Annotated in this window: 16 protein-coding genes; 10 read left to right on the top strand and 6 right to left on the bottom strand. The window is 59.0% G+C overall.

Going from position 1 to position 21,453, the window contains the following annotated elements; genetic code table 11:
* Positions 1-10: 10 nt before the first annotated feature.
* A complete protein-coding gene (locus tag E4P00_RS17395) occupies positions 11-3,508 on the bottom strand; it encodes a response regulator (RefSeq protein ID WP_248132245.1) in 3,498 nt (1,165 codons plus the stop codon).
* A gap of 264 nt (positions 3,509-3,772) precedes the next feature.
* Here E4P00_RS17395 and E4P00_RS17390 point away from each other — a divergent pair, with 264 nt between their 5' ends.
* The 3 genes from E4P00_RS17390 to E4P00_RS17380 all read left to right on the top strand — a co-directional run bounded on the left by E4P00_RS17390 (position 3,773) and on the right by E4P00_RS17380 (position 9,467).
* Complete coding sequence (locus tag E4P00_RS17390; protein ID WP_248132243.1) at positions 3,773-7,384, top strand: hypothetical protein; 3,612 nt, start codon at positions 3,773-3,775, stop codon at positions 7,382-7,384.
* A 197-nt stretch (positions 7,385-7,581) separates the two neighbouring features.
* A complete protein-coding gene (locus E4P00_RS17385) occupies positions 7,582-7,938 on the top strand; it encodes a response regulator (protein ID WP_216091395.1) in 357 nt (118 codons plus the stop codon).
* Between the two features lie 128 nt (positions 7,939-8,066).
* Positions 8,067-9,467 (top strand): DUF1254 domain-containing protein, encoded by a 1,401-nt coding sequence (locus E4P00_RS17380; protein WP_148853345.1) that lies wholly within the window; start codon positions 8,067-8,069, stop codon positions 9,465-9,467.
* A gap of 19 nt (positions 9,468-9,486) precedes the next feature.
* Here the strand turns inward: E4P00_RS17380 and E4P00_RS17375 are convergent, their stop codons facing one another.
* Together E4P00_RS17375 and E4P00_RS17370 are read right to left on the bottom strand one after the other, a co-directional pair.
* A complete protein-coding gene (locus E4P00_RS17375; RefSeq protein WP_005788271.1) occupies positions 9,487-10,158 on the bottom strand; it encodes a DUF3313 domain-containing protein in 672 nt (223 codons plus the stop codon).
* Positions 10,159-10,263: 105 nt separating this feature from the next.
* Positions 10,264-10,758: a hypothetical protein gene (locus E4P00_RS17370; protein ID WP_032875395.1), complete on the bottom strand. Its 495-nt coding sequence runs from the start codon at positions 10,756-10,758 to the stop codon at positions 10,264-10,266.
* A gap of 165 nt (positions 10,759-10,923) precedes the next feature.
* Between E4P00_RS17370 and E4P00_RS17365 the strand changes: the two genes are divergently transcribed.
* Positions 10,924-11,616, top strand: coding sequence for an aspartate/glutamate racemase family protein (locus tag E4P00_RS17365; RefSeq protein WP_103735153.1), 693 nt, complete (start codon positions 10,924-10,926; stop codon positions 11,614-11,616).
* Here the strand turns inward: E4P00_RS17365 and E4P00_RS17360 are convergent.
* Complete coding sequence (locus E4P00_RS17360; RefSeq protein ID WP_248132241.1) at positions 11,613-12,125, bottom strand: GNAT family N-acetyltransferase; 513 nt, start codon at positions 12,123-12,125, stop codon at positions 11,613-11,615. The genes E4P00_RS17365 and E4P00_RS17360 overlap by 4 nt on opposite strands.
* A 227-nt stretch (positions 12,126-12,352) precedes the next feature.
* Here E4P00_RS17360 and E4P00_RS17355 point away from each other — a divergent pair, with 227 nt between their 5' ends.
* From E4P00_RS17355 to E4P00_RS17340, 4 genes are all read left to right on the top strand, one after another.
* Complete coding sequence (locus E4P00_RS17355) at positions 12,353-13,324, top strand: LuxR C-terminal-related transcriptional regulator (RefSeq protein WP_248128701.1); 972 nt, start codon at positions 12,353-12,355, stop codon at positions 13,322-13,324.
* Positions 13,325-13,423: 99 nt separating this feature from the next.
* Complete coding sequence (locus E4P00_RS17350) at positions 13,424-14,299, top strand: transporter (RefSeq protein ID WP_248091337.1); 876 nt, start codon at positions 13,424-13,426, stop codon at positions 14,297-14,299.
* Between the two features lie 22 nt (positions 14,300-14,321).
* A complete protein-coding gene (locus E4P00_RS17345; protein WP_248132239.1) occupies positions 14,322-15,476 on the top strand; it encodes an MFS transporter in 1,155 nt (384 codons plus the stop codon).
* Positions 15,473-16,585 (top strand): class II histone deacetylase, encoded by a 1,113-nt coding sequence (locus E4P00_RS17340; RefSeq protein ID WP_223018332.1) that lies wholly within the window; start codon positions 15,473-15,475, stop codon positions 16,583-16,585. Before E4P00_RS17345 ends, E4P00_RS17340 begins: the two co-directional genes overlap by 4 nt.
* Here E4P00_RS17340 and E4P00_RS17335 read toward each other — a convergent pair.
* Together E4P00_RS17335 and E4P00_RS17330 are read right to left on the bottom strand one after the other, a co-directional pair.
* On the bottom strand, positions 16,575-17,714 hold the full coding sequence (locus tag E4P00_RS17335; protein ID WP_248132237.1) for a glycerate kinase: 1,140 nt from the start codon (positions 17,712-17,714) through the stop codon (positions 16,575-16,577). The genes E4P00_RS17340 and E4P00_RS17335 overlap by 11 nt on opposite strands.
* A 100-nt stretch (positions 17,715-17,814) precedes the next feature.
* Positions 17,815-18,930, bottom strand: a complete 1,116-nt coding sequence (locus E4P00_RS17330) for a sugar diacid recognition domain-containing protein (RefSeq protein WP_078821344.1) — start codon at positions 18,928-18,930, stop codon at positions 17,815-17,817.
* A gap of 160 nt (positions 18,931-19,090) precedes the next feature.
* On the opposite strand from E4P00_RS17330, the gene E4P00_RS17325 reads away from it, so the two are divergent.
* On the top strand, positions 19,091-20,401 hold the full coding sequence (locus E4P00_RS17325; RefSeq protein WP_248132235.1) for an MFS transporter: 1,311 nt from the start codon (positions 19,091-19,093) through the stop codon (positions 20,399-20,401).
* A gap of 179 nt (positions 20,402-20,580) precedes the next feature.
* Positions 20,581-21,453, top strand: a complete 873-nt coding sequence (locus tag E4P00_RS17320; protein ID WP_032875424.1) for a hypothetical protein — start codon at positions 20,581-20,583, stop codon at positions 21,451-21,453.

Genomic DNA, 21,453 nt, shown 5'->3' with positions numbered 1-21,453 from the left:
ACTGCTCCACTTAAATACGTTCCATCTTCGGTAGCCATACGCGAATCAGCGAAAACAGACGGTCCAGGTCAATCGGCTTGGCCAGATAGTCGTTGGACCCGGCCGCCAGGCAGCGTTCCTGATCGTCTTTCATGGCCTTGGCCGTCACCGCAATGATCGGCAGTTTTTTCCAGCGCGGGTCCTGGCGGATCAAGGCCGTGGCCTCGTAACCGTCCATCTCGGGCATCATGACGTCCATCAATACCAGGTCGACATCCTCGACTTCGTTGAGCTTGTCGATAGCTTCGCGTCCGTTACGTCCGATAACCACTACGGCGCCCTTGTGCTCCAGGGCGCTGGTCAGGGCGAAGATATTGCGTACATCGTCGTCCACCAGCAGGATCTTGCGCCCCTCGAAGACCTTGTCGCGGCTGCGGGCAGTCTTGAGCATCTTCTGGCGGTCATGGGACAGCTGGGATTCGACTTTGTGCAGAAAGAGTGTGACTTCATCCAGCAGGCGTTCAGGTGAGCGTGCACCCTTGATAATGATCGAGCGGGAATACTTGCGCAGCTCAGCTTCTTCATCGCGGGTCAGGTTGCGCCCGGTATAGACGATTACCGGCGGGAACGAGCAGATGTCTTCGGTGGCCATGCGTTTGAGCAGCTCATTGCCGAGCATATCCGGCAACTTGAGGTCGATGATCATGCAGTCGTAGATGTTGTTGCGCAGCAGGTCGAGGGCTTCCTGGGCAAAGCCTACGGCAGTGATCTCGATGTCATCGTCGCCGATCAGGCGGGCAATGCTGTCACGTTGCAGATCATCGTCCTCTACCAGGAGCACGCGCTTGACCTTCTGGGTCAGCTTGGCTTCCAGGCGGGCGAACACGTCCTTGAGCTCTTCACGAGTGGTGGGTTTGACCGCATAGCCGATGGCGCCCATGTGCATGGCAGCTTCGACGCGGTCTTCCACGGAAATCACGTGCACGGGGATGTGGCGGGTGTTGGCGTGTTCTTTGAGACGCTGCAGCACGGTCAGCCCGGAATGGTCTGGCAGGCGCATGTCCAGAAGGATCGCGTCCGGGATGTATTCCTCGGCAAGGCTGTAGCCTTCGTCGGCGCCGTGGGCGACCAGGCAGTGGTAGCCCAGCTCATGGGCCAGGTCGAACAGGATGCGCGCGAAGTTGGGTTCGTCTTCCACCACCAGGATGCAGCGGGTGCTGAAAGGGGCCTTTTCACGGTCATCGGCAAAACGTGGGATCTGCTGGGTATCAGTGACTGGCAGCGCAGAAATCTTCACCGGCGCAGGGTTTGGCGCGACCACGGCTTGGCGCGGTTGCTCGATAGGTGCTGCATCTTCCTCACGCTCCACGTACTGCTCCGGCAATACCAGCGTGAAAATGCTGCCTTTGCCTGTTTCGCTGGTCACGCTGATGTAGCCGCCGAGCAACGCCGCCAGGTCGCGGGAAATGGACAGGCCCAGGCCGGTGCCGCCATAACGGCGATTAGTGGTGCCATCAGCCTGGCGGAAGGCTTCGAAGATGCTTTCCTGCTGGTCCAGGGCGATACCGATGCCAGAGTCGCGCACGGTAAAGGCAATGCCCTCCCCTGGCGCCCTGGAGACCGTCAGGCTGACCTCACCCTGTTCGGTGAACTTGATGGCGTTGGACAACAAGTTCTTGAGGATCTGCTCCAGACGCTGCCGGTCGGTAAACAGCAAAGTCGGTGCACCCTCCTGCACGTCCACCTCAAAGCCCAGCTTGCGATCTGCCGCCAGCGGCTCGAACATGCCCCGCAAGCCGTCGACAAGGCGTACCACACTGGAGTTCTCCGGGCGCACTTCCAGCTTGCCGGCTTCAACCTTGGAAATATCCAGAATGTCGTTGATCAGGTTGAGCAAGTCGTTGCCGGCCGAATAGATCGACTCGGCAAACTTGACCTGCTCGGCGCTGAGGTTTTCCTGGGGGTTTTCTGCCAGCAACTTGGCCAGGATCAACGAGCTGTTCAGTGGGGTGCGCAGCTCGTGGGACATGTTGGCGAGGAACTCGGACTTGTATTTGCTGGAGCGTTGCAACTCATCGGCGCGATCTTCGAGCTCCAGTTGGGCCTGGTTGAGCTGGATATTCTTGCGATCCATGGCGTCGCGCTGCTCGGCAAGGGTCTGGGTCTGCGCGGCCAGTTGCTCGTTGGTCTGCTCAAGCTCGGCCTGCTGGGTTTCCAGGTGGGCCTGGGATTCCTTGAGGATACGCGACTGTTCTTCCAGCTCTTCGTTGGCGGTCTTGAGTTCTTCCTGCTGCACTTGCAGCTCTTCGTTGAGCTGTTGGGTTTCGGCCAGTACTTCCTGCAAGCGCTGGCGATAGCGGGCGGCTTCGATAGAGGTGCCGATATTGCCGGCGATCAGTTCCAGCAGTTCGACATCGCGCTCATCCAGCGCACGCAGGAAGCCCAGTTCAACCACACCGTTGACGCGGTCTTCATCGCTGGTCGGCATCACCAGCACGCTGCGGGTAGCGCCTTCGCCCAGGCCGGAGCTGACCTTGAAGTAATCCACCGGCACATCGTCCAGGCGAATCAGGCGATCCAGCTGGGCGGCCTGCCCGACGATGCCTTCGTCGCTATAGATCGACTGCTCCTGCTGCTCTTGCTCGCGGGAGAACCCATAAGTGGCCACGCGCTTGAGGCCGCCGTGCTCATCGCGCACATACAAAGCGGCAACGGCCGAGCCCATGTACTGAGCGAAGAACTGCAGGATGTTGCGCCCGAGCATGTTCAGGGTCAGCTGGCCAAGCACCTGTTCAGCCAGTTCGGTCTGGCCATTGCGTAGCCAGGCTTGCTGTTCGAGGCGTCGCGCAATCTTCTGTTGTGACGCGAGGTTATTACTGTAACTGTCTGAAAGTGAAACTAAATTCTTTCTACCGATATAAGCAAGAAACCCACTCAGTCCCAGTACGAACACCAGGTACAGGGTGACGCTGAGCACCGTCGTGCGGGTGACCTCTTGGTTACGGGTGATGCGGAACTGCTGCTCCATCGCCACCGCGTCTTCGTACTCCCGGCGAATCTCGTCCGTCAGGCGTTTGCCACGGCCAGCCTTGACGGCGCCACGGTAGTCACCGTTCTGGCGCTGCATATCAATCATCGACTGGGCGTAGGTGTTCCACTCGTTCTGCAAGGCTTCCAGGCGTTTGAGGCGGTCGACCTGCTGGGGGTTGTCTGCCACCAGGTCTTGCAAATTACGCAGGTCGGCAATGATTCGCGGCTTGGCCACTTCATAAGGGTCGAGAAAATGCTCGTCACCGGAGATCAGAAAACCGCGCATGCCGGTCTCCAGGTCAACTGTCAGCTTGGACGTCTCATTGAGGTTATTGATGACCCGATCGGTGTGCTCCACCCACTGGATCACCGAAAGCAGATAGGTAATCAGGCAGACGAAAAATACCGCACTGAGCACCCCCACGCCCAAGGGTAGGGCCACGTTACGGCTCAACAGAGTACGAAAGCTCTTTTCATCGACGGACGACGTGGGAGTCATGGGGATGCCTTGGCCAAATGCGAAAAAGGGGGAGTTTGCCCGAACAACAAGGGTCAAGGCTATGTTTGTGCGTTGATTCGAAGCGATTGCCTACTCAATGCATGTCGAGTTTCGTGCGCAATCAGGTCTATTTCATTCGCCCATTTACATAGGTTCAAACAGAGCACGGAACGCACCTCGCTTGTTCTGACACTCATAAATGCGCCTCAGGAACACGGAAGACCTATTGGAAGGCGTCCTTTTTGACCCGCCAAGGCAGACCTAATGAGCATGACTTCTGTAGTAAACATCCCCGCCTCCCCTTTCTTCGTCAAAGCCGCTGAATTTGAAGCGCAAAGCACCTCAAGCGCGCCAGCAACGACCAATGCCCAACCCACTCCAGCAGTTCAAGCGCCGCCTCTCGCCACCCTGCGCAGACAACTGGCAGACCAGGAAAATGTGCGGAAAGTGGCTGAGCAACTTCAGAAGCTTGACCCCTCGGTGACTGGAAGTATTTCAAGAAGGATGAACGTTGATCTTCCGAAAACCTGGATTGATTTCGGGCTTTTGTCCTGGTTGAACAGAACCACTCTGGAACCTCACCCGGACTCATCCTACGCCTCGGCACAAACTACGCCGCCGACGCTGGCTACCGTCATTACCGACCTCGGCTTTGATCTGCCACGTCAAATCGATGACGCCAGGGCGCTGGCCCGTGTATTGGAGCAAAAAGCCGCGCAGTTCCCTCTGGGGAATCTCGGTGGAGCACTGTCCTGGCCAATACCGATGTCAGAGCAGGATAAGCAAAAGGTCTACCAGTTCATGTTCAGCCGCGACACTGGCTTATCCGACCTGCCGCTACCGGACGTTGACAAAGGTACGTTGACATACTTGCTGAACGGCAGTTCGGTGACGCAAAGCGACCTGCAAAATCCTGAAGCAGCGTTGCAGAAGTTGCTCGACGCCCCTAGGTCCCAGGAATTGGGACGAGCCCTGCAAGCGCACTTGGGTGGCGTCTCTTCAAGCACCAGTGTGTACGACTATATATTGGCCGCTATTCACACCGTACTGGACCCCTGGAGCATCAGCGGGGGGCAAGTCAGCAACAGAATAACCGATTTCGACCTGGCGGCCCCCGAGCACTGGGGGCAATCCGCCTCATCGGTACTTGAAAAGCTGAGTGCTCATCTGATCCAGAAAAACCGAGCGACACCCAACATCGTGAAACTGGTGATGCACCTCTTGTTGTCCCGGGCGGCCCCACAACTGCTCATCAAGGATATCCCTGCCAGGGTGACGTTCGGCAGTGCCCTGTGGGTCCAGTTGACCATCGCCGCCGCCAAAATCGAAGCCCAGACGCCCGGCCGGGTTTCCGGCATGACGTATGCCGAAGTGCTGATTGCAGCAGAGTCCTTGCCGGCCAACACCCACGCCGTTCAAACGGCCCAGCGCGATGCCTTGATACTTTGGGGGATAACCCGAAACCTGCTGTCCCGCCATAACAGCGAACCTACACCTTCACAAATCGAACAGGTCAGGGTGGCTTACAACAACCATCTGAAATCGTTGACGGATATCTCTTCTTCCATACAGGTGCCTATTCCCAATCGCACGGAGATGGCGCTTGACTGCCTGAAAGCCGAGTTTCCCGACGTAGATCCGGCGGTTTTCGAAGCCCGAGTATTGGCCATGCGTTACACCGGAGACGGCCCTCTGCGCGGTGACCCGAGAATGCGCTCCATGCTCGATATTCTGCTGGAGGGGGAGCGTCTAGGGGAGAAATACGCATGGATCACCAACGACAAGCGGCTTCCGATCACTGCATTCAATCGCTTTGCACGCACCGAAGAGTGTGACATCACCGCAAACTTCATGGACCAATATGAAAAGGCTATAACGGCACAAAAGAAAGGCCACCATGGGATGGTCAAACATCTGATTGGCGAGCAGCCATTGGAAGATCGCAAAAACTTCGAATTCGGCAAACTTGAATACTTCTACAGCGATGAATACCGCAAAACAAAGGATGGCCACTTAGAGTTGGTCAAGCGTGATCGTACTCTATATGTGAAAACCACCCGAGAGGGCGTGGAAAATCTCTACCACATCAACACTAGCACCGGCAGTATCGAGAAAAAAAACGGGCTGATCTCAAATTTCCCTGGCCTGCTCACCCTAGAAAAAACCAATAAAGCCGGGGAACAACTCCACGCGATATCAAGGCCTTATCACCCTTTCACTAACTCGCCCGCCCCTGACTCTGCAGAAAAACCTGGCAGTGATGCGATTCCCAATAGCTTCGACTCCAGCCGAACCAATGCGATTGCCAGTTTCTACCTGGAAAAAATGGACCTCGACCGCAAGGAGTTGCTCAATTACGCCAAGAGCGTTACTTCCTTCGAGCATGATCGGATGGGCGATAGTCAGGTGGGTGAGTTCCTGCTCAATTTGATCCCATTTCGGCCTGCCGTTAACAACATTCGGCAAGGCAACTACGGCGAGGCGGTATCTGACCTGGCCTTCGATATCCTCGGATTCCTCACGTTTGGCGTGGGCAAAGCTGCGCAAGCCGGCAATGCCGCGCTCAAGGGCGTGCGGACCTTGAGTGCTGGCGCCAGGGCCGTGAAGACAGCAAAGCTCTTCGGTGCAATGGCAATTGATTCACTCAACGTACTCGGCGGTCTGGTCGGCGGGATAACCGGGGTTGGGACCGTGCTACATAAAATTGCGACCAAGGGCCTCGAATGCGTGAACATGCTCAAAGGCGCAACCGGTAGTTATGACCTGCTTAAAGCCGCCAGTAAACAGGAGGGCATCGTCGCAACCGGCACCTACAAGGTTACAGAGCAGACGGTCGAAGGCGGCGCTGTGTTTCGAGAGGGCAAGTGGTACGCCTATGACCCGATCACGCAGAAGCCTTACGGAGCTGCGCTGGTTGATTTCACACCTGCGACCGTTGCCGCCAATGGTCAGATAAACAGTAACTTTATTGACTGGATAGCCAGGTACGCTGCGCCCAATCCATCCACCAGTCGCGAGATATTCAGAGACACATTAGAGAGCGCCCAGAGAAATGATAGCGTTGCCTACATGCGAGGCTTTAACTCGGGCCGGGTCGAAGATGTCCCAGGCTACCACCCAACGATGAAGCAATCGGAGGTTAGGGATCTGGCAGTCACGAAGACCAATGATCCTGAGGCGGTAGGCACATTGGCCAAGGAAATACAGAAACGCATGGCGCACACTAGCCTTGAACATTACAAAGCTTTTCAAAATGAGATAGTTGCCCAAGGGGGTAAAGCCTACGCAATGCCGCAAAACCTCTACCTCAGCCAAACGGACCTGGCTTCTAATGGGGAGTGCGCAGCTATTGTGAATACCATGGCGCTGGCGATTCTGCACGGTCGCAGGGACCAGTTCATCAGTAACTTCATGAAAGCAGTTGGGAATGCTGACGACCCCAACGTAAAGGCTTTTCGTAAGCAACTGAACCAAATGCATCAGGTTCTGAGTAGTCAGTATCACGGTACGCAACCTTTCAGCCAATTGCCGTACACCGACATTATCGACAATCTCAGCAAGGCAACTCCTCCGACACTCTTGGCGATCAGTACCAAAGATCATGGGCTGCTCGCAGGCGTCACCCTGAACAAAAACAACGAGAAAGAATGGTTTTTCTTCAACCCCAACTTCGGGTTGGCGACGTTTGCGGATGAGGCCTCAATGCGCCGGGGGCTGGAGGTCTCTTTGAACAGTGGATGGGCCGCCGGCACGCTTAAACCCGTCGACGTTGCCAGCGGCGTACCAGAGTTCAACGTCAGTTATTTCAACGAACAGAGCTTTGTCAACACCGTGCCGTACAACGAGCCCTATCCGCTGATCACCGCAAATCTTTGACCTTCGTTTGAATCACTTGCGTCAATGGCATGGTTGCGCAGTGCCATTGACGTTCTTCCCTTTGTTCCCGCGACATTTGCTCGCATACCCTTCACAATGCCCCACCGCAACGGAACTTGCCGAGATCGGCGCGACTCATTAGAGAATGGTCTTTCAAGCGTTGAAGACACGCCCTTTATTTTTCAGGAATCTCCCTTATGTCCGCTGAAGCATCCACCATCCTTGTAGTCGAAGACGATGCCATCGTGCGCATGCTGATCGTCGATGTACTCGAAGAGTTGGAGTTCAAGGTGCTTGAGGCCGCTGACGCCGAAGAGGCACTCTCTATGGTGCAGGACACTAGCCAGGTGATCGACCTGATGATGACCGACGTCGGCCTGCCAGACATGAATGGCAGGGAGCTGGCGACCAAGGTCCGCGAACTGCGCCCCACCCTGCCTATTCTATTTGCCAGTGGCTATGCCGAAAATATTGATGCGACGTCCGGCATGCAGGTGATCGCCAAGCCATTTTCCATCGACCAACTACGTGACAAAGTCAAATCAATGCTTTGAGCCTGCCCCCTCCTTTAGTGATCTGTCCGCGTCGGCGAAGGGATTAACGTGACGTTCGGCCAATAAAACTGGAAACTCTGCGCCTTCACCTCACGCTCTTAGACAGAACTCAGGAAGGACGCAACAACATGATTGGAAAACCGACGCGCCTGCTGTTGGCGAGCCTCTCGATATTTATGAGTACCGGCGCCTGGGCTGACTTCACCGCCAGCCCGAGTGAAGCCCGGGCCATCGCCAAGGAAGCCTACCTGTACGGTTTCCCGGTGGTGCAAATGTACAAGACGCTCTACACCCAGGCCGTTGACAAGGGCGGCGCCCACTTCAAGGCGCCGTTCAACCATATCGGTAATACCGCGCAGGTACTGACCCCCAAGGACACCGCGCTCCCTAGCCCGAACGCCGACACACCCTACTCATTCGTATGGATGGACCTGCGCAAAGAGCCTCTGGTACTGACCCTGCCCAGGATTGAAGACGAGCGCTACTACTCGGTGCAGTTGATCGACCTCTATTCCCAGAACATTGCTTATCTGGGCACCCGCAGCACCGGTAACAACGGCGGTCACTACATGATCGCCGGGCCTGACTGGAAAGGTCAGCAACCGGTGGACATCGACCGCGTGGTCTACAGCGAAAGCAACATCGCCTACGCCCTGTACCGCACGCAACTGTTTGATGACAAGGACCTGGCCAAGGTCAAGCAAATCCAGAGCGGCTACAAAGTGCAGCCCCTGAGCAGCTATGTGAAGCAGCCTGCCCCGGCCAAGGTGCCGAAGATCGAATGGCCCAAGCCGACGGCGACCATGACCGAAGGCCCGCAACTGTTTCGCTACCTGAACTTCATGCTGGCCTTCGCCGCCCCACAGGACAGCGAAAAAGACCTGCTGGCGCGCTTTGCCAAAATCGGCATAGCGCCGGGTGCGCCGTTCAAGGTCAACCAATTGACAGCAGAACAGCGCAAGGCCCTGGAAGAAGGCATCGCCGATGGCCGGGCCGAATTTGCCGCGTTCAAAAAGGACAAACTCGACACTCATCAGGTTGCCCAGGCTGATCTGTTCGGTAGCCGCGACCGCCTGCAAAACAACTACCTGTATCGCTACGCCGGTGCCGAGCTGGGCATTTTCGGTCACTCCAGCGACGAAGCGGCTCACCTGACCTACGACGTCGACAGTGAGGGTAAGCCGGCCAACGGCGCACGCCACAGCTACACCGTGCATTTTGCCAAGGACCAGCTGCCACCGACCGATGCGTTCTGGTCGCTGACCCTGTACGACGCCAAGACAAAAATGCTGGTGCCTAACCACAAGAAACGCTATCTGATCAACTCGCGGATGTTATCGACCCTCCAGCGTGACGCCGACGGTGGCCTCACCCTGGCGCTGCAACACCACGAGCCACCGAAGGCCGAACAGAGCAATTGGCTGCCGGCCCCGCCCGGTCCGTTCTATGCGATCCTGCGTATTTACCTGCCCAAGCCCGAGGTGGGTAACGGTCAATGGAAGCTGCCCCCGTTGACACCGCTGAAATAGCACCTGGGCTTGCCGAGGCTCAATGTTTTTTGAGCTTCACGTAGGACTGATGCAGGTCCGACGCCCAGCCGTCAATGACGACTTTCACGTCGTCGGCCTTGAGCACCTGTGAGTCATTGGCCAATGGCTTGCCGGTGCCTTTGCGTACCACCTGAGCCACCACTTTGTTCGTGCCTCCGTCGAGGAACTGCGCCTCAGTGCCCAGCGTGGTCTCCTGATCGCGGATGCCCGTGCCGGTGCTGACTGCTGCGGCCACCAGCGCCACGGGGATAAACTCATAGGGCTTGAGGCTTTCGGTCTTGCTGCTCACGGCGGTAATCGCCGCACGCACCACGATCACGCCTGGGCCTGGAGCATTGGCCAGGGGCAGTGACTTGGCCAGTTCACGCCTGAGCGCCTGGTTGTAATAGTCGCTGATGCCCCGCAGGGTGCTGTCCGGAATCTTTGCGGTGGCCTGGGGTTTGGGATAGAACTGGGTAGGCTCGATGTACGCTGCGGTGTAGCGGCTCAAGTCCAACTGCGGATCGACCCAGCGCATCACCTCTGCCCCGGAGGGCGACTTGGCTTCCTTGAGCTGGCTGTAATTGGAGAGAAACCCTGAATACTCATCTGGTTGCGGCACCTTGCTGGCACAGCCTGCCATGCCGAGCGAGGCGACGCACAGTGTGCTGATCATGAGCCTTAATTTCATTGTTGAACTCCCTGGCGACCATCATCGTAAGAATGAGTTTTAGGTATAGCCAATACTTGGGCAATGCACCTGATTAAATGCAGAGCCTGTTTTTTTCTGTGCCGATCATGCGCGTTCGCGCGGGATCAGGCTCTGTAGCTGAGTGGCCAGGAAGTTGGCGTCGAAACCGAAGGTGTCCGGGTCTTTCAGGCCGTTGGTTTTCTTCCACAGCCAGTCGTGCTTATCCACCGGCAGGACCAGCGACACACTGCCGTGGCGAGCGGCGGTGAGGCCCATCACCGATACTGAAATCAAACCACCGACGCCCATCACATCCGGCACGAACTCCACGCTTTTGCCAGTGATGTGCACACTGAGTTTTTCGCTCTTGAAGGGTGAACTCTCCACCGGCACGCTCGGGCTGCTGGCGGTGTAAGCCTCACGCTGAACCTCCAGCAAACCTACGGTTTTTACCGGCTCCAGCCACTGTTCAATCTGGCCGAACAGCTCGCCAAGCTTCTGCGCCCAACGTGCTGATTGCAGGTCGAACTGCTGTTGTTTGTGTGCTTCGCTATCGGCGTAATGACGAAGCATCTCGCCCAGTTGCTGTACATCGTCCATTGCGGATTTCCTTGGGTGAGCCAGGTTGCCAAGCCTGATCATGGCAGATGCAGAGCATTACCGTATGGGTTAAAAACTGCTCCGGTGATTTTGTCGGCAACTGCGTATGACGAACCCACCGTCGATGAGTAAGGTGGTGCCCTACCCCCTTGTCCGGAGCATTGCATGCGCACCATCGGCCTTATCGGCGGCATGAGTTGGGAATCCAGCGCCGAGTATTACCGCCTCATCAACCAGCGCGTACGTGACCAGCTTGGCCCTTTGCGTAGCGCGCAGATTTTGCTGTACAGCGTGGACTTCGGCCCGGTGGAGCAGGCCCAGCACGCCGGGCGCTGGGACGATACCGCGCTGATCCTGGAGGACGCCGCGCGCCGTTTGCAGGCAGGGGGCGCCGAGTGCGTGGTGCTGTGTACCAATACCATGCACCTGGTGGCGCCGGGTATTGAGGCGGCGGTGTCGATTCCATTCCTGCATATTGCCGACGCCACGGCGGCCGCAGCCCTTGAGGCCGGAACCTTGACGGTGGGTCTGCTCGGTACCGCGTTTACTATGGAACAGGACTTCCTCAAATCCCGCCTCGCCGCCCAGGGCCTGACCGTGCTGATACCGGACGCGGAAGAGCGCAAGCAAGTGCACCGAATCATTTATCAAGAGTTGTGCGTGGGAGTCATCAGCGACGCTTCGCGCCAGGTGTATCAGCGGGTGATCCGGGCGCTCGCCGCGCGCGGCGCCCAGGCGGTCATCCTCGGCTGCACGGAAATCTGCCTGTTGATCCAGCCCGAACACAGCGCCCTGCCGCTGCTGGATACCACCGCGCTGCATGCGCAGGCTGCGGTGGCGTTTGCTCTAGCGGATTAAACCGACTTGCGCAGGCGCGCCATGCTCAGGGTGTCGACAAACGCACCGTCACGCAGGGCGTAATCGCGCAACCGGCCCTCCACTTCGAAGCCGAACTTGCGATACAGGTGATGCGCGGCTTCGTTGTCGGCATACACCGTCAGTTCCACGCGGTGCAGGTTCATCCAGTTGTCGGCGACGTCCAGCGCGGCGGTCAACAGCCGCGAGCCGACGCCCTTGCCCTGCCAGGCAGTCGCCACGCCCATGCCGAATGAACCGACATGGCTCTGACGCACGCGCAGGTACTGTTCCAGGCCCAGTTGGCCAACCACTTCACCGCCATGTACTGCCACCAGCTGCAAGCGCCGCTCTTTATCCATCACCAAACGCTTGCGCCAGGCTTCCACCGATTGGAAAGGCATTTGCAGCACCTGACGGCAGACCGCCGGTTCGTTGTAGAGCGCGGCGACGCCCTCAAGGTGGGCCTCGGTAAAGCGCTGGATCACGATATGGGGCTCAGGTGTGTGCATTGCGTTTCATCCTTTGAAAGACCAATGGCGGACCAGTGTAGGGGCAAAGTCAGCCGCCTGACGAGCCCGGCGTTTTCCCACACATCAACCAGCGCCATCCTGCATCTGAACGATGGCAGTCCAGCCGTGCAACATCGATACTCAACCCAGGCCCTGCCCCCTGACCCCAGGCCCCGGCCTTCACCCTGTGACGAGAACAACAAAAAAAGTCCCACAGAGGAATACCTATGAGTCGCCTTGATCCCAATGGCCTGTTGCAGGCCTTCAGTACCCTGGCCCTGGATCTGCAGCGCCTGGCCCAACATCAAGACATCGAACATTTCCAGCACCATGCCCTGGCACGGCTGAGCCAGTTGCTGGCATTTGACAGTGCCTGGTGGGGGCGCGCGGCGGTGATTGACGGTATGCCGGAGGAGCACAACAGCTACCTGTACCATTTACCACCACACTACCTGGCGGACTGGCAGTCGATCCGCCATCTGGACGTGACCGTCGGCCGAGTGCATGCAACACCCGGCCAGGCCGTGATCATCGACATGCGCGACCCGGCCAATGGCAGCGCCTTGAATTGGCTGGGGCAGCTCCACGGCCTGGGCCAATTGCTGTGCGTGATCCATATCGACCCGCAAACCCACCTCAGCGACCACCTGACGCTATACCGCAAACCCGGTGCGCCCAGGTTCAACACCCATGACTGCCTGCTGCTCAATAATCTGATGTTGCATCTGGTGGCGGCAGTGTCCGCGAACCAGATCCGCACGCTGGTGGCCATGCGTGAAACCCTGACCAGCCCACGCAACCTCGCCTTGGCTGTATGCGACCCTCGAGGCGTATTGCAATGCGCCGAGCGCGGCTTTATCGACATTTTGCTCAGTGAGTGGCCGCGCTGGAGCGGCCCTACCCTGCCGGTACAACTGGATGAACGCGGCCATGCCGGCAAGCACATTCACATCCAGGTTTCGGCAGTGGGCGACCAGTTGCTGCTGGCGGCGCGCCTCAACCGTGCACTGCCCCAGTTGAGCCCGCGAGAGAACGACGTGGCCCAGGGGTTTGGCGAGGGCAAGACTTATAAGCAAGTGGCCCGCGACCTTGGCCTTTCACCCAATACGGTACGTCACCATCTGCGCGCCATTTACACCAAGCTGGGGGTCAACGACAAGGCGCGTATAGCGCACTTGGTGCACGCCCCACCCGACTGATCCTCGCCCTTTCAACTTAAGACTTTGCCACGCTCGTTTTCACGGTCGCGGGCAGCTGTTGCCCGTTTTTTGGCTGCCGCTTACAAGAGATGCCTTGCCATGATTCATTCACCTCTATGCAAGATCACAGTGCTGCTTGGCGGCACGCTGCTCAGCCTCGACAGCCAGGCTGCCGACCTTAACGCCCGGGACTTTTTTGGCGCACCGGCGGGCACCAGCCTGGGGGTGGTGTACCTGCCCGCCACCCGTGCCGGCGATTTCCATGGGCCCGCCGACAGCACCGGCAAGGCCGACCTCAAGGTCAACGCCCTGGCCTACCGCCAGGTGTATTTCACCGACGCCTGCGGCACGCTGTGTACGCCGCAGTTCATCCTGCCATTTGCCGACATTACGGCGCGCTTGCCCGGCACTGAGCAGCGCACCCGCGAGCGCGGCCTGGGCGATCCACAAGTGGGCGGCACGCTGTTTTTCATCAACGACCCGGCATCGCGCACCTACAGCGGCCTGTTGAGCCTGATCACCGTGCCTCTAGGTGAGTACCACAGCCAGAACCCGGATGTGTCCCCGGGTGCCAACCGTTGGGGCGCCACCTTTGTCTACAACTACACCCAGGGCATCGGCGATAACTGGGTGCTGGAAGCCAACCTCGAAGCCCAGTTTTACGCCAAGAATGACGACTATTTTGGCAGCGAACTCAAGCAAGCCCCGCTGTATCGCCTGCAAGCCTTCGCGTCCTATGACTTCAGCGCCGCCACTTACGGGGCACTGCGCCTGATCCAGGCGGATGGTGGTGCGCTGCGCATCAACAATCGCCGTATCGACGATACCCACAAACGCTACACGCAACTGGGCCTGGAACTGGGGCATTGGCTCGACACCCAGAACCAACTGATGGTCAGCCTTTCGCAAAACGTCGCTGCTTCCAACGGCTATGCCGGGACCGAGGCATTGCTGCGTCTGGTCCATGTGTTCTGATCCCCATTCCTGGAGTTTGAAAATGCCTACTCAACCCTCTGCGGCAAAGGCACGGCTGGCGGCAATCGTGCTGTTTGCCGCCATCACCCCAACCATCCTGATGACCGCACCCGCCGTGGCCGCGCAGTTGGCCAGCGAATGGCAACTGAGCCCGGCACGCATCGGCGATTTGTTTTCCGTGGAGCTGGGCGCGATGAGCCTGGCGACCTTGCCTGCCTGGTGGTGGCTCAAGCGGGTTGACTGGCGCGCCGCGGCCCTGATTGCAGCGCTGCTATTTATCGTGGCCAATCTGTTGTCGATGCACGCCGAAACCTATGCAGCGTTACTGGCGCTGCGCTGTGCCAGCGCCCTGGCCGGCGGCTCATTGATGATCCTCTGCCTGGCCAGCGCCGCCACTACCGCCAATCCCAGCCGTGTCTACGGGCTGTGGGTGATGGGCCAATTAGTCGTCGGTGCACTCGGGCTGATCGTACTGCCGGGCTTGTTCGAGCGGTTTGGACTGAACGCCTGCTACCTGATCCTGGCGGGCTTGATGACCCTGTTGCTGCCTCTGGCCCGGGCGTTTCCCGCTGGCAATGCCACGGCACCGGCAAACCGCGGCCCTTCATTGCCTGGCTCACGCTGGAAAGCCGTGCTGGGGGTCGGCGCAGTCCTGGCCTTTTACATCAGCCTGGGCGGTGTCTGGACCTTTATCGGTGCCTTGGGCGCCCGTGTCGGGATTTCCCCACAACACAGTGGTGAGGTACTCGCCATCGCAACCGTAATGGGCATTGCCGGCGCCGCGAGCGCGTCGCTGATTGGCAGGCGACTGCCCCGAGCAATGCTGTTGCTCGGGGGTTATGCGCTGATGGTGGCGGCTGTGCTGCTTTTGCTCGGCGAGCCAGCGCTGCTGCGTTTTGCCCTGGCGGCGCTGCTGTTCAAGTTCACCTGGACGTTCATCCTGCCGTTGGTGCTGGCCTGCCTGGCCGATCTTGATCACAGCGGCAAACTCATGAACGCCTCCAACCTGGTGATCGGCGGTGGCCTGGCCATCGGCCCGGCGATTGCCGGCCGCCTGATCGAGGCCAGCGGCGGGTTCACCCTCCTGCTGCTGGGCGCTGCCGTCATCACGTTGCTTTCCCTGGTGATGATCTTCACCAGCCGTCCCAATCACCTCACCGAACTGGAGCCGGTATGAACCGAACCACCGCATTTTTCTTCGATGAAATGAGCCTGTGGCACAGCGCAGGTGCGCACGCGCTGACATTGCCCGTAGGCGGCTGGGTACAGCCGCCGGCTGGCAGCGGTCATGCCGAATCCCCGGAGACCAAACGTCGCTTGAAAAGCTTGTTGGATGTGTCTGGATTGACGCGTCATCTGCACCTGCTTAGCGCACCGCCGGCCAGTGAAGCAGACCTGCTACGGGTGCACAGCAGCGCTTATCTGCAACGCTTCAAGGCCCTGAGCGATGCTGGCGGCGGCGAGCTCGGCCCGCAGGCGCCGATTGGGCCGGGCAGCTACGAGATCGCGAAACTGTCTGCAGGCTTGACCATCGCCGCCGTAGACACGGTGCTCAAGGGGCAGGCGCACAATGCCTATTCCCTGTCTCGGCCGCCTGGGCATCACTGCCTGGCAGACAGCGCCATGGGCTTCTGCTTTCTCGCCAATATTGCCATTGCCATCGAAGCGGCCAAGGTCCATAACGGGCTCGGCAAAGTCGCTGTGATCGACTGGGACGTGCACCACGGTAACGGCACGCAATCAATCTTCGAGGAGCGCGCCGATGTGTTGACGGTTTCACTGCACCAGGACGCTTGCTACCCACCGGGCTACAGCGGCGAACGGGATCGTGGCCGGGGTGCCGGCCTGGGCGCCAACATCAATATCCCGCTGCCGCCGGGCAGTGGTCACGCAACCTATGCGCATACGATGGAACGCATTGTGCTGCCCGCCCTGGAGCGTTTCGAGCCAGAGTTGATCATCATCGCCTGCGGCTATGACGCCAATGCCGTCGACCCACTGGCGCGCATGTTGCTGCACAGCGAATCGTTCCGGCTGATGACCCGCAGCCTGCGCCAGGCTGCCGAGCGTTTGTGCCAGGGCCGCCTGGTGCTGGTGCATGAAGGCGGTTACAGCGAAGCCTACGTACCGTTTTGCGGGTTGGCGACTCTGGAGGAATTAAGCGGCGTGCGCACCGCGGTGCAAGACCCAATGCTGGAGTTTGTGCAATTGCAGCAACCCGGTGCGGCGCTGCAAGCGTTTCAGGAGCAGTGGGTGGAGCGGTTGGCGCAGGGGGTCAGCGATTAGCAGCAAGGCGCCACACCCGCGCAATATCCGCGGCGCGCTCGCGCAACAGGCGTGGCGCCTCGCTGCAGGCTTGCTCCAGGCTCATTGGTCCCGACGGTAGGGCAAATGCTGCATCCACACCGTGGGCATACATCTGCTCGTAACCGTCGCCCAAGGTGCCTGCGATCACAATGACCGGTACGCCGTGCTGGCTGGCGATGCGCGCAACCCCGAACGGGGTCTTGCCGCGCAGGGTCTGAGCGTCGAAGCGGCCTTCGCCGGTGATGACCAGGTCGGCGCCGCGTACGGCGTCTTCGAGGCCGACCAGTTCGGCGACCACCTCCACGCCCGGACGAAATTGCGCACCGAGGAATGCCTTGGCGGCGAAGCCCAGACCACCGGCAGCACCACTGCCGGGTTCGTCGCGCACATCCTTGGGCAGCACCTGGGCGCAGTGGTGGGCGAAATGGTCAAGGGCGGCGTCCAGTTGTGCCACCTGCTCGGGACTCGCACCTTTCTGCGGGCCGAAAATCGCTGAGGCACCGTGAGGACCGCACAGGGGGTTATTGACGTCAGCAGCGATCTCAAAACGCACCTGCGCCAAACGCGGGTCGAGCGTTTCAAGGCTAGTACGCGCCAGGCGCGCCAACGCCAGCCCACCTGGGGACAGCGGCTGACTTTCTGCGTCAAAAAGTTGCACACCCAGGGCCTGCATCGCACCAGCCCCGCCATCGTTGGTAGCACTGCCGCCAATCGCCAGGATAATTCGCTGCGCCCCCGCATCCAGGGCGGCGCAGATCAACTCTCCGGTGCCATATGTTGTCGTCGAACACGCGTCGCGCTGGCCGGGCGCGACCAGTTGCAAACCACTGGCCTCGGCCATCTCGATAATCGCGGTATGGCTGTCGGCCAACCAGCCCCAACGCGCCTCGACTTCGTCTCCCAGTGGGCCTCGCACGGTTTGTCGGCGCAACTGGCCATTGCACGCGGCAAGTACCGCATCCACCGTGCCCTCACCGCCATCGGCCATCGGGCATTCGACCAACTGCGCATCCGGCCAGACCTGGGCCAACCCTTCGGCAATGGCCTGGGCCGTGCCTGCGGCACTGAGGCTGTCCTTGAACGAGTCGGGGGCGATGATGATCTTCATGATGGGCTTTCTCCGGTTTTTATAATGCCCATGCTGCCAGTTGGCCTGGGCAATGACGCCGGTCCGATGCACAAGTGCAGGTGGGGTTTGTTGGTCATTTCTACAAAGCCTGCGCCTCCAGAGGCTGAGGCAACAACTGCACGCCCAGGTATAAGGTAAGCATACCGTCGAGGGTCAGCGGGTCGACGCCGCTGAGTTCGGCAATACGCTCCATGCGGTAACGCAAGCTGTTGCGGTGGATGCCCAAGGCATCGGCACACGCCTGGCTTTGCCCGTCGTGCTCGCACCAACTGCGCAAGGTCGCCAGCAGTTGCCCATTGCTATCCTTGGCCAGCACCTTGCGCAATGGGTTGAGCAGCTCGTCCAGCGCATCGTCGTTGCGATGACGCCAGAGCATGACCGGCAGACGATAACGGGTGAGGGTCAATAGGCGTGTTTGCGGCAGGAGATCGCGGCCATAGGCAAGTAGATCACTGACCCTGCGGTAACAGCGGCGCAGCCCTGGCAAGCCATCCGCTTGCCCGCCAACCGCAACACGCAGGATATTCCAACCCAGGCCGTCGAGCTTTTCCAGCAAACGCGGATTATCGACCTGCATAGCGGCAGGCCGGCACCACAGCAGGGAGAACTGCGCAGGGCTGACGCACCAACTGTCGGGATAGCGGCTGGTAAGCCAGGCACTCAAGGCTTCTGCCGATTGGCCCGGGCCCAGTTCGAACAGGTATGGCGTGCGCGCCAGATGCGGTTTGAGGCCCAGTTGCCGGGCTTCGTCCACCAGGCGGGGGGAGTCGCCATTGTCGGCCAGCAGCAAGGCCAGCAAATCATCGCAACGCTGGCGTCGCCATTGCTGCTCAGCTTGCTGATGGCGGTGGCTGACCAACATTTCAGCCGTCATACGCACCAGTTCGGCATAGGTGCGCAGGCCATCGGGTTCGCCGGTAATGCCCAGCACGCCGATCAGCCGCTGATCGTGCATAAGCGGCAGGTTAATGCCCGGTTGCACGCCCTTGAGATGCTTGGCGGTCTGCCCGTCGATTTCCACCACCCGGCCATTGGCCAGGACCAACTGCGCCCCTTCGTGACGAGTATTGATACGCTCCGGCTCACCGCTGCCGAGGATCAGGCCCTGGCTGTCCATGACGTTGACGTTATACGGCAGGATTGCCATGGTGCGATCGACAATCTCCTGCGCCAAGTCATGATCCAACTCGAACATGGGGCTAATTTCCTGAAAAGACGGGTTGTTCACCGGCACAGCGCAAAGGCGGCTTCGCTGTGCGCCGGCACAAAGACAGTCGCCCATTACGTCGCCGAGACTGTTGGGGCGGTCAACGTTACCCTCGCGCCGCGAAAAATCATAATAAAGAGAGAATCCCATGCCACAGAGCGCCACTGCAGCACTGGCCAGCGATGACGATAAAAACGCCATCTACAAGCGCATCACCCTGCGCCTGATCCCCTTCATCTTTATCTGCTACCTGTTCAATTACCTCGACCGGGTAAACGTTGGCTTTGCCAAGCTGCAGATGCTCGATGCGTTGAAGTTCAGCGAAACCGTGTACGGCCTGGGCGCCGGGATTTTCTTTATCGGCTACGTGCTGTGCGGCGTGCCGAGCAACCTGGCACTCACCCGGTTCGGCCCACGGCGCTGGATCGCGTTGATGATGATCGTGTGGGGGACGCTGTCTACCTGCTTGCTGTTTGTGACCACGCCGACGCATTTCTACACCTTACGCCTGTTTACCGGTGCCGCTGAAGCCGGCTTCTTCCCCGGCGTGGTGCTGTACCTCTCGCAGTGGTTCCCGACCTTCCGCCGTGGGCGGATCATGGCGCTGTTCATGTCGGCAATCCCGGTGTCCGGCTTGCTCGGCAGCCCGTTCTCTGGGTGGATCCTCAACCACTTCGCAGCCGGCCAAGGTGGCCTGGCGGGCTGGCAGTGGATGTTCCTGCTGCAGGGCATCCCGACTGTGATCCTCGGCGCCCTCGCCTACTTTCTGCTCAGTGACAGCTTCGCCAATACCAAGTGGCTCAAGCCCCATGAGCGCGCAGTGTTGGAAGCCGACCAGGCCACGGACCTGGCGAACAAGCCCGCAACCACCAGCGATTCGCTGGCCGAAGTCTTCAAGAACCCGGCGATCTGGGCGTTCGGCCTGATCTACTTCTGCATCCAGAGCGGCGTGTATGCGATCAACTTCTGGCTGCCTTCGATCATCAAGAACCTGGGGTTCAGCGACAACCTGGTGATCGGCTGGCTCAGCGCGATCCCCTATTTGCTGGCGGCGGTGTTCATGCTGCTGGTGGGCCGCTCCGCTGACTTGCGCAAGGAACGCCGCTGGCACTTGGTAGTGCCGATGCTGATGGGCGCCATCGGCCTGGTGATTGCGGTTAACTTCGCCACCACCCCGGCCATCGCCATCCTTGGCTTGACCATCGCCACCATGGGTGCACTTACCGGCCTGCCAATGTTCTGGCCGGTGCCCACCGCCATGCTCAGTGCCGGTGCCGCAGCGGGTGGCTTGGCGTTGATCAACTCCATGGGGCAGATGGCGGGGTTTCTCAGCCCGTATATCGTCGGTTTTGTGAAAGATGCCACTGGTTCAACCGATGTGGCGTTGTACCTGCTGGCGGCGGTGATTGTGGGTGGGAGTATGTTGGCTTTGCGGATGACGCGTGCGCTCAAGGTTTAACCTCCATGGGACGGCGCAGATGCTCTTGGAAGGCGTGAGGGTGTTTGCGTCGGCACACGCTGCCTTGAATGGAATTAAAGGCTTGCTTTTTATACCTGTCACTTTTGACAGTATTCAAATTTTTGGATCGCATTTAGCCTTCACTGTGAATTCATTTCACTTCTTGAAGGGCTATCGAGATGATCAGTAAAACAGCACAGGGCACCCAAGGTAAGTTAACAGTCACAGTAGCAGGCGCGCACAACCTGACCTTCCAAGGTGACGCGGATAAAATGGATATGTACCAGGAGCCAAATGGAATATGGCATTTGGTGGCGACAAAACGTCTCTCTCCAGAGCCCAACCATTTTTATGGCATTGATATTTATCTTCCCGCTGAGCTACCGAGTGACGGGACCGAACACAGCTATAGCTTTGCCGATGGGCACGCCAGGTTGCTCTTTTCTGCGTATGAAAACTCGGGCATTTCTCCCTATTGGGCAACTGCTGGGGAGATAACAGTGTCATTCGACGGTGAACGGATGCAGGCGTCTTTCTCGGGTAAAGCGCAGTTTGGTAGCGATAAACAAATAACGCTGACAAAAGGTGATGTCGACCTGACAGGCGTGTCAATGGTTCACAGCGCCCAGTATCCGGCCAAGGGTGAACTGGACCTGACTTTCGAGGGTGGGCCGCTACCGGGTTCTTACTCGTTCAAAACCGACCTGCGGATTGATAGCTCCGACTTCGGGGGCCACCGCCCGGATCGCCGAATCTTCATGGGCGACTATTACGATGACGGCTTGCCGCGGACTCGGAATATTTTTGCCATCGTGGTCTATAACGACGCGAAGGGATTGATCCATGACCTGGCCGGCAATAATGACGTCCGCGTTCAGTTTCAACGACTCGACACTTATGGGACGGTGACAGCCCATGCTGGGGTGCTGAAACTGAACGAAGAAGTCACTGACGAGCATGGCTCGGGTGAGTTTGCCTGTTCCTTTCGAAGAAATGACGGGCCTGAGTTTACTGCCATAGGGACGTTTACACTGGACAAGGCCCGTCATTAA

Source organism: Pseudomonas sp. B329 (genome assembly GCF_023127835.1).
Lineage (GTDB): Bacteria > Pseudomonadota > Gammaproteobacteria > Pseudomonadales > Pseudomonadaceae > Aquipseudomonas > Aquipseudomonas synxantha_A.
This window is presented reverse-complemented; position numbering and strand designations above follow the sequence as displayed.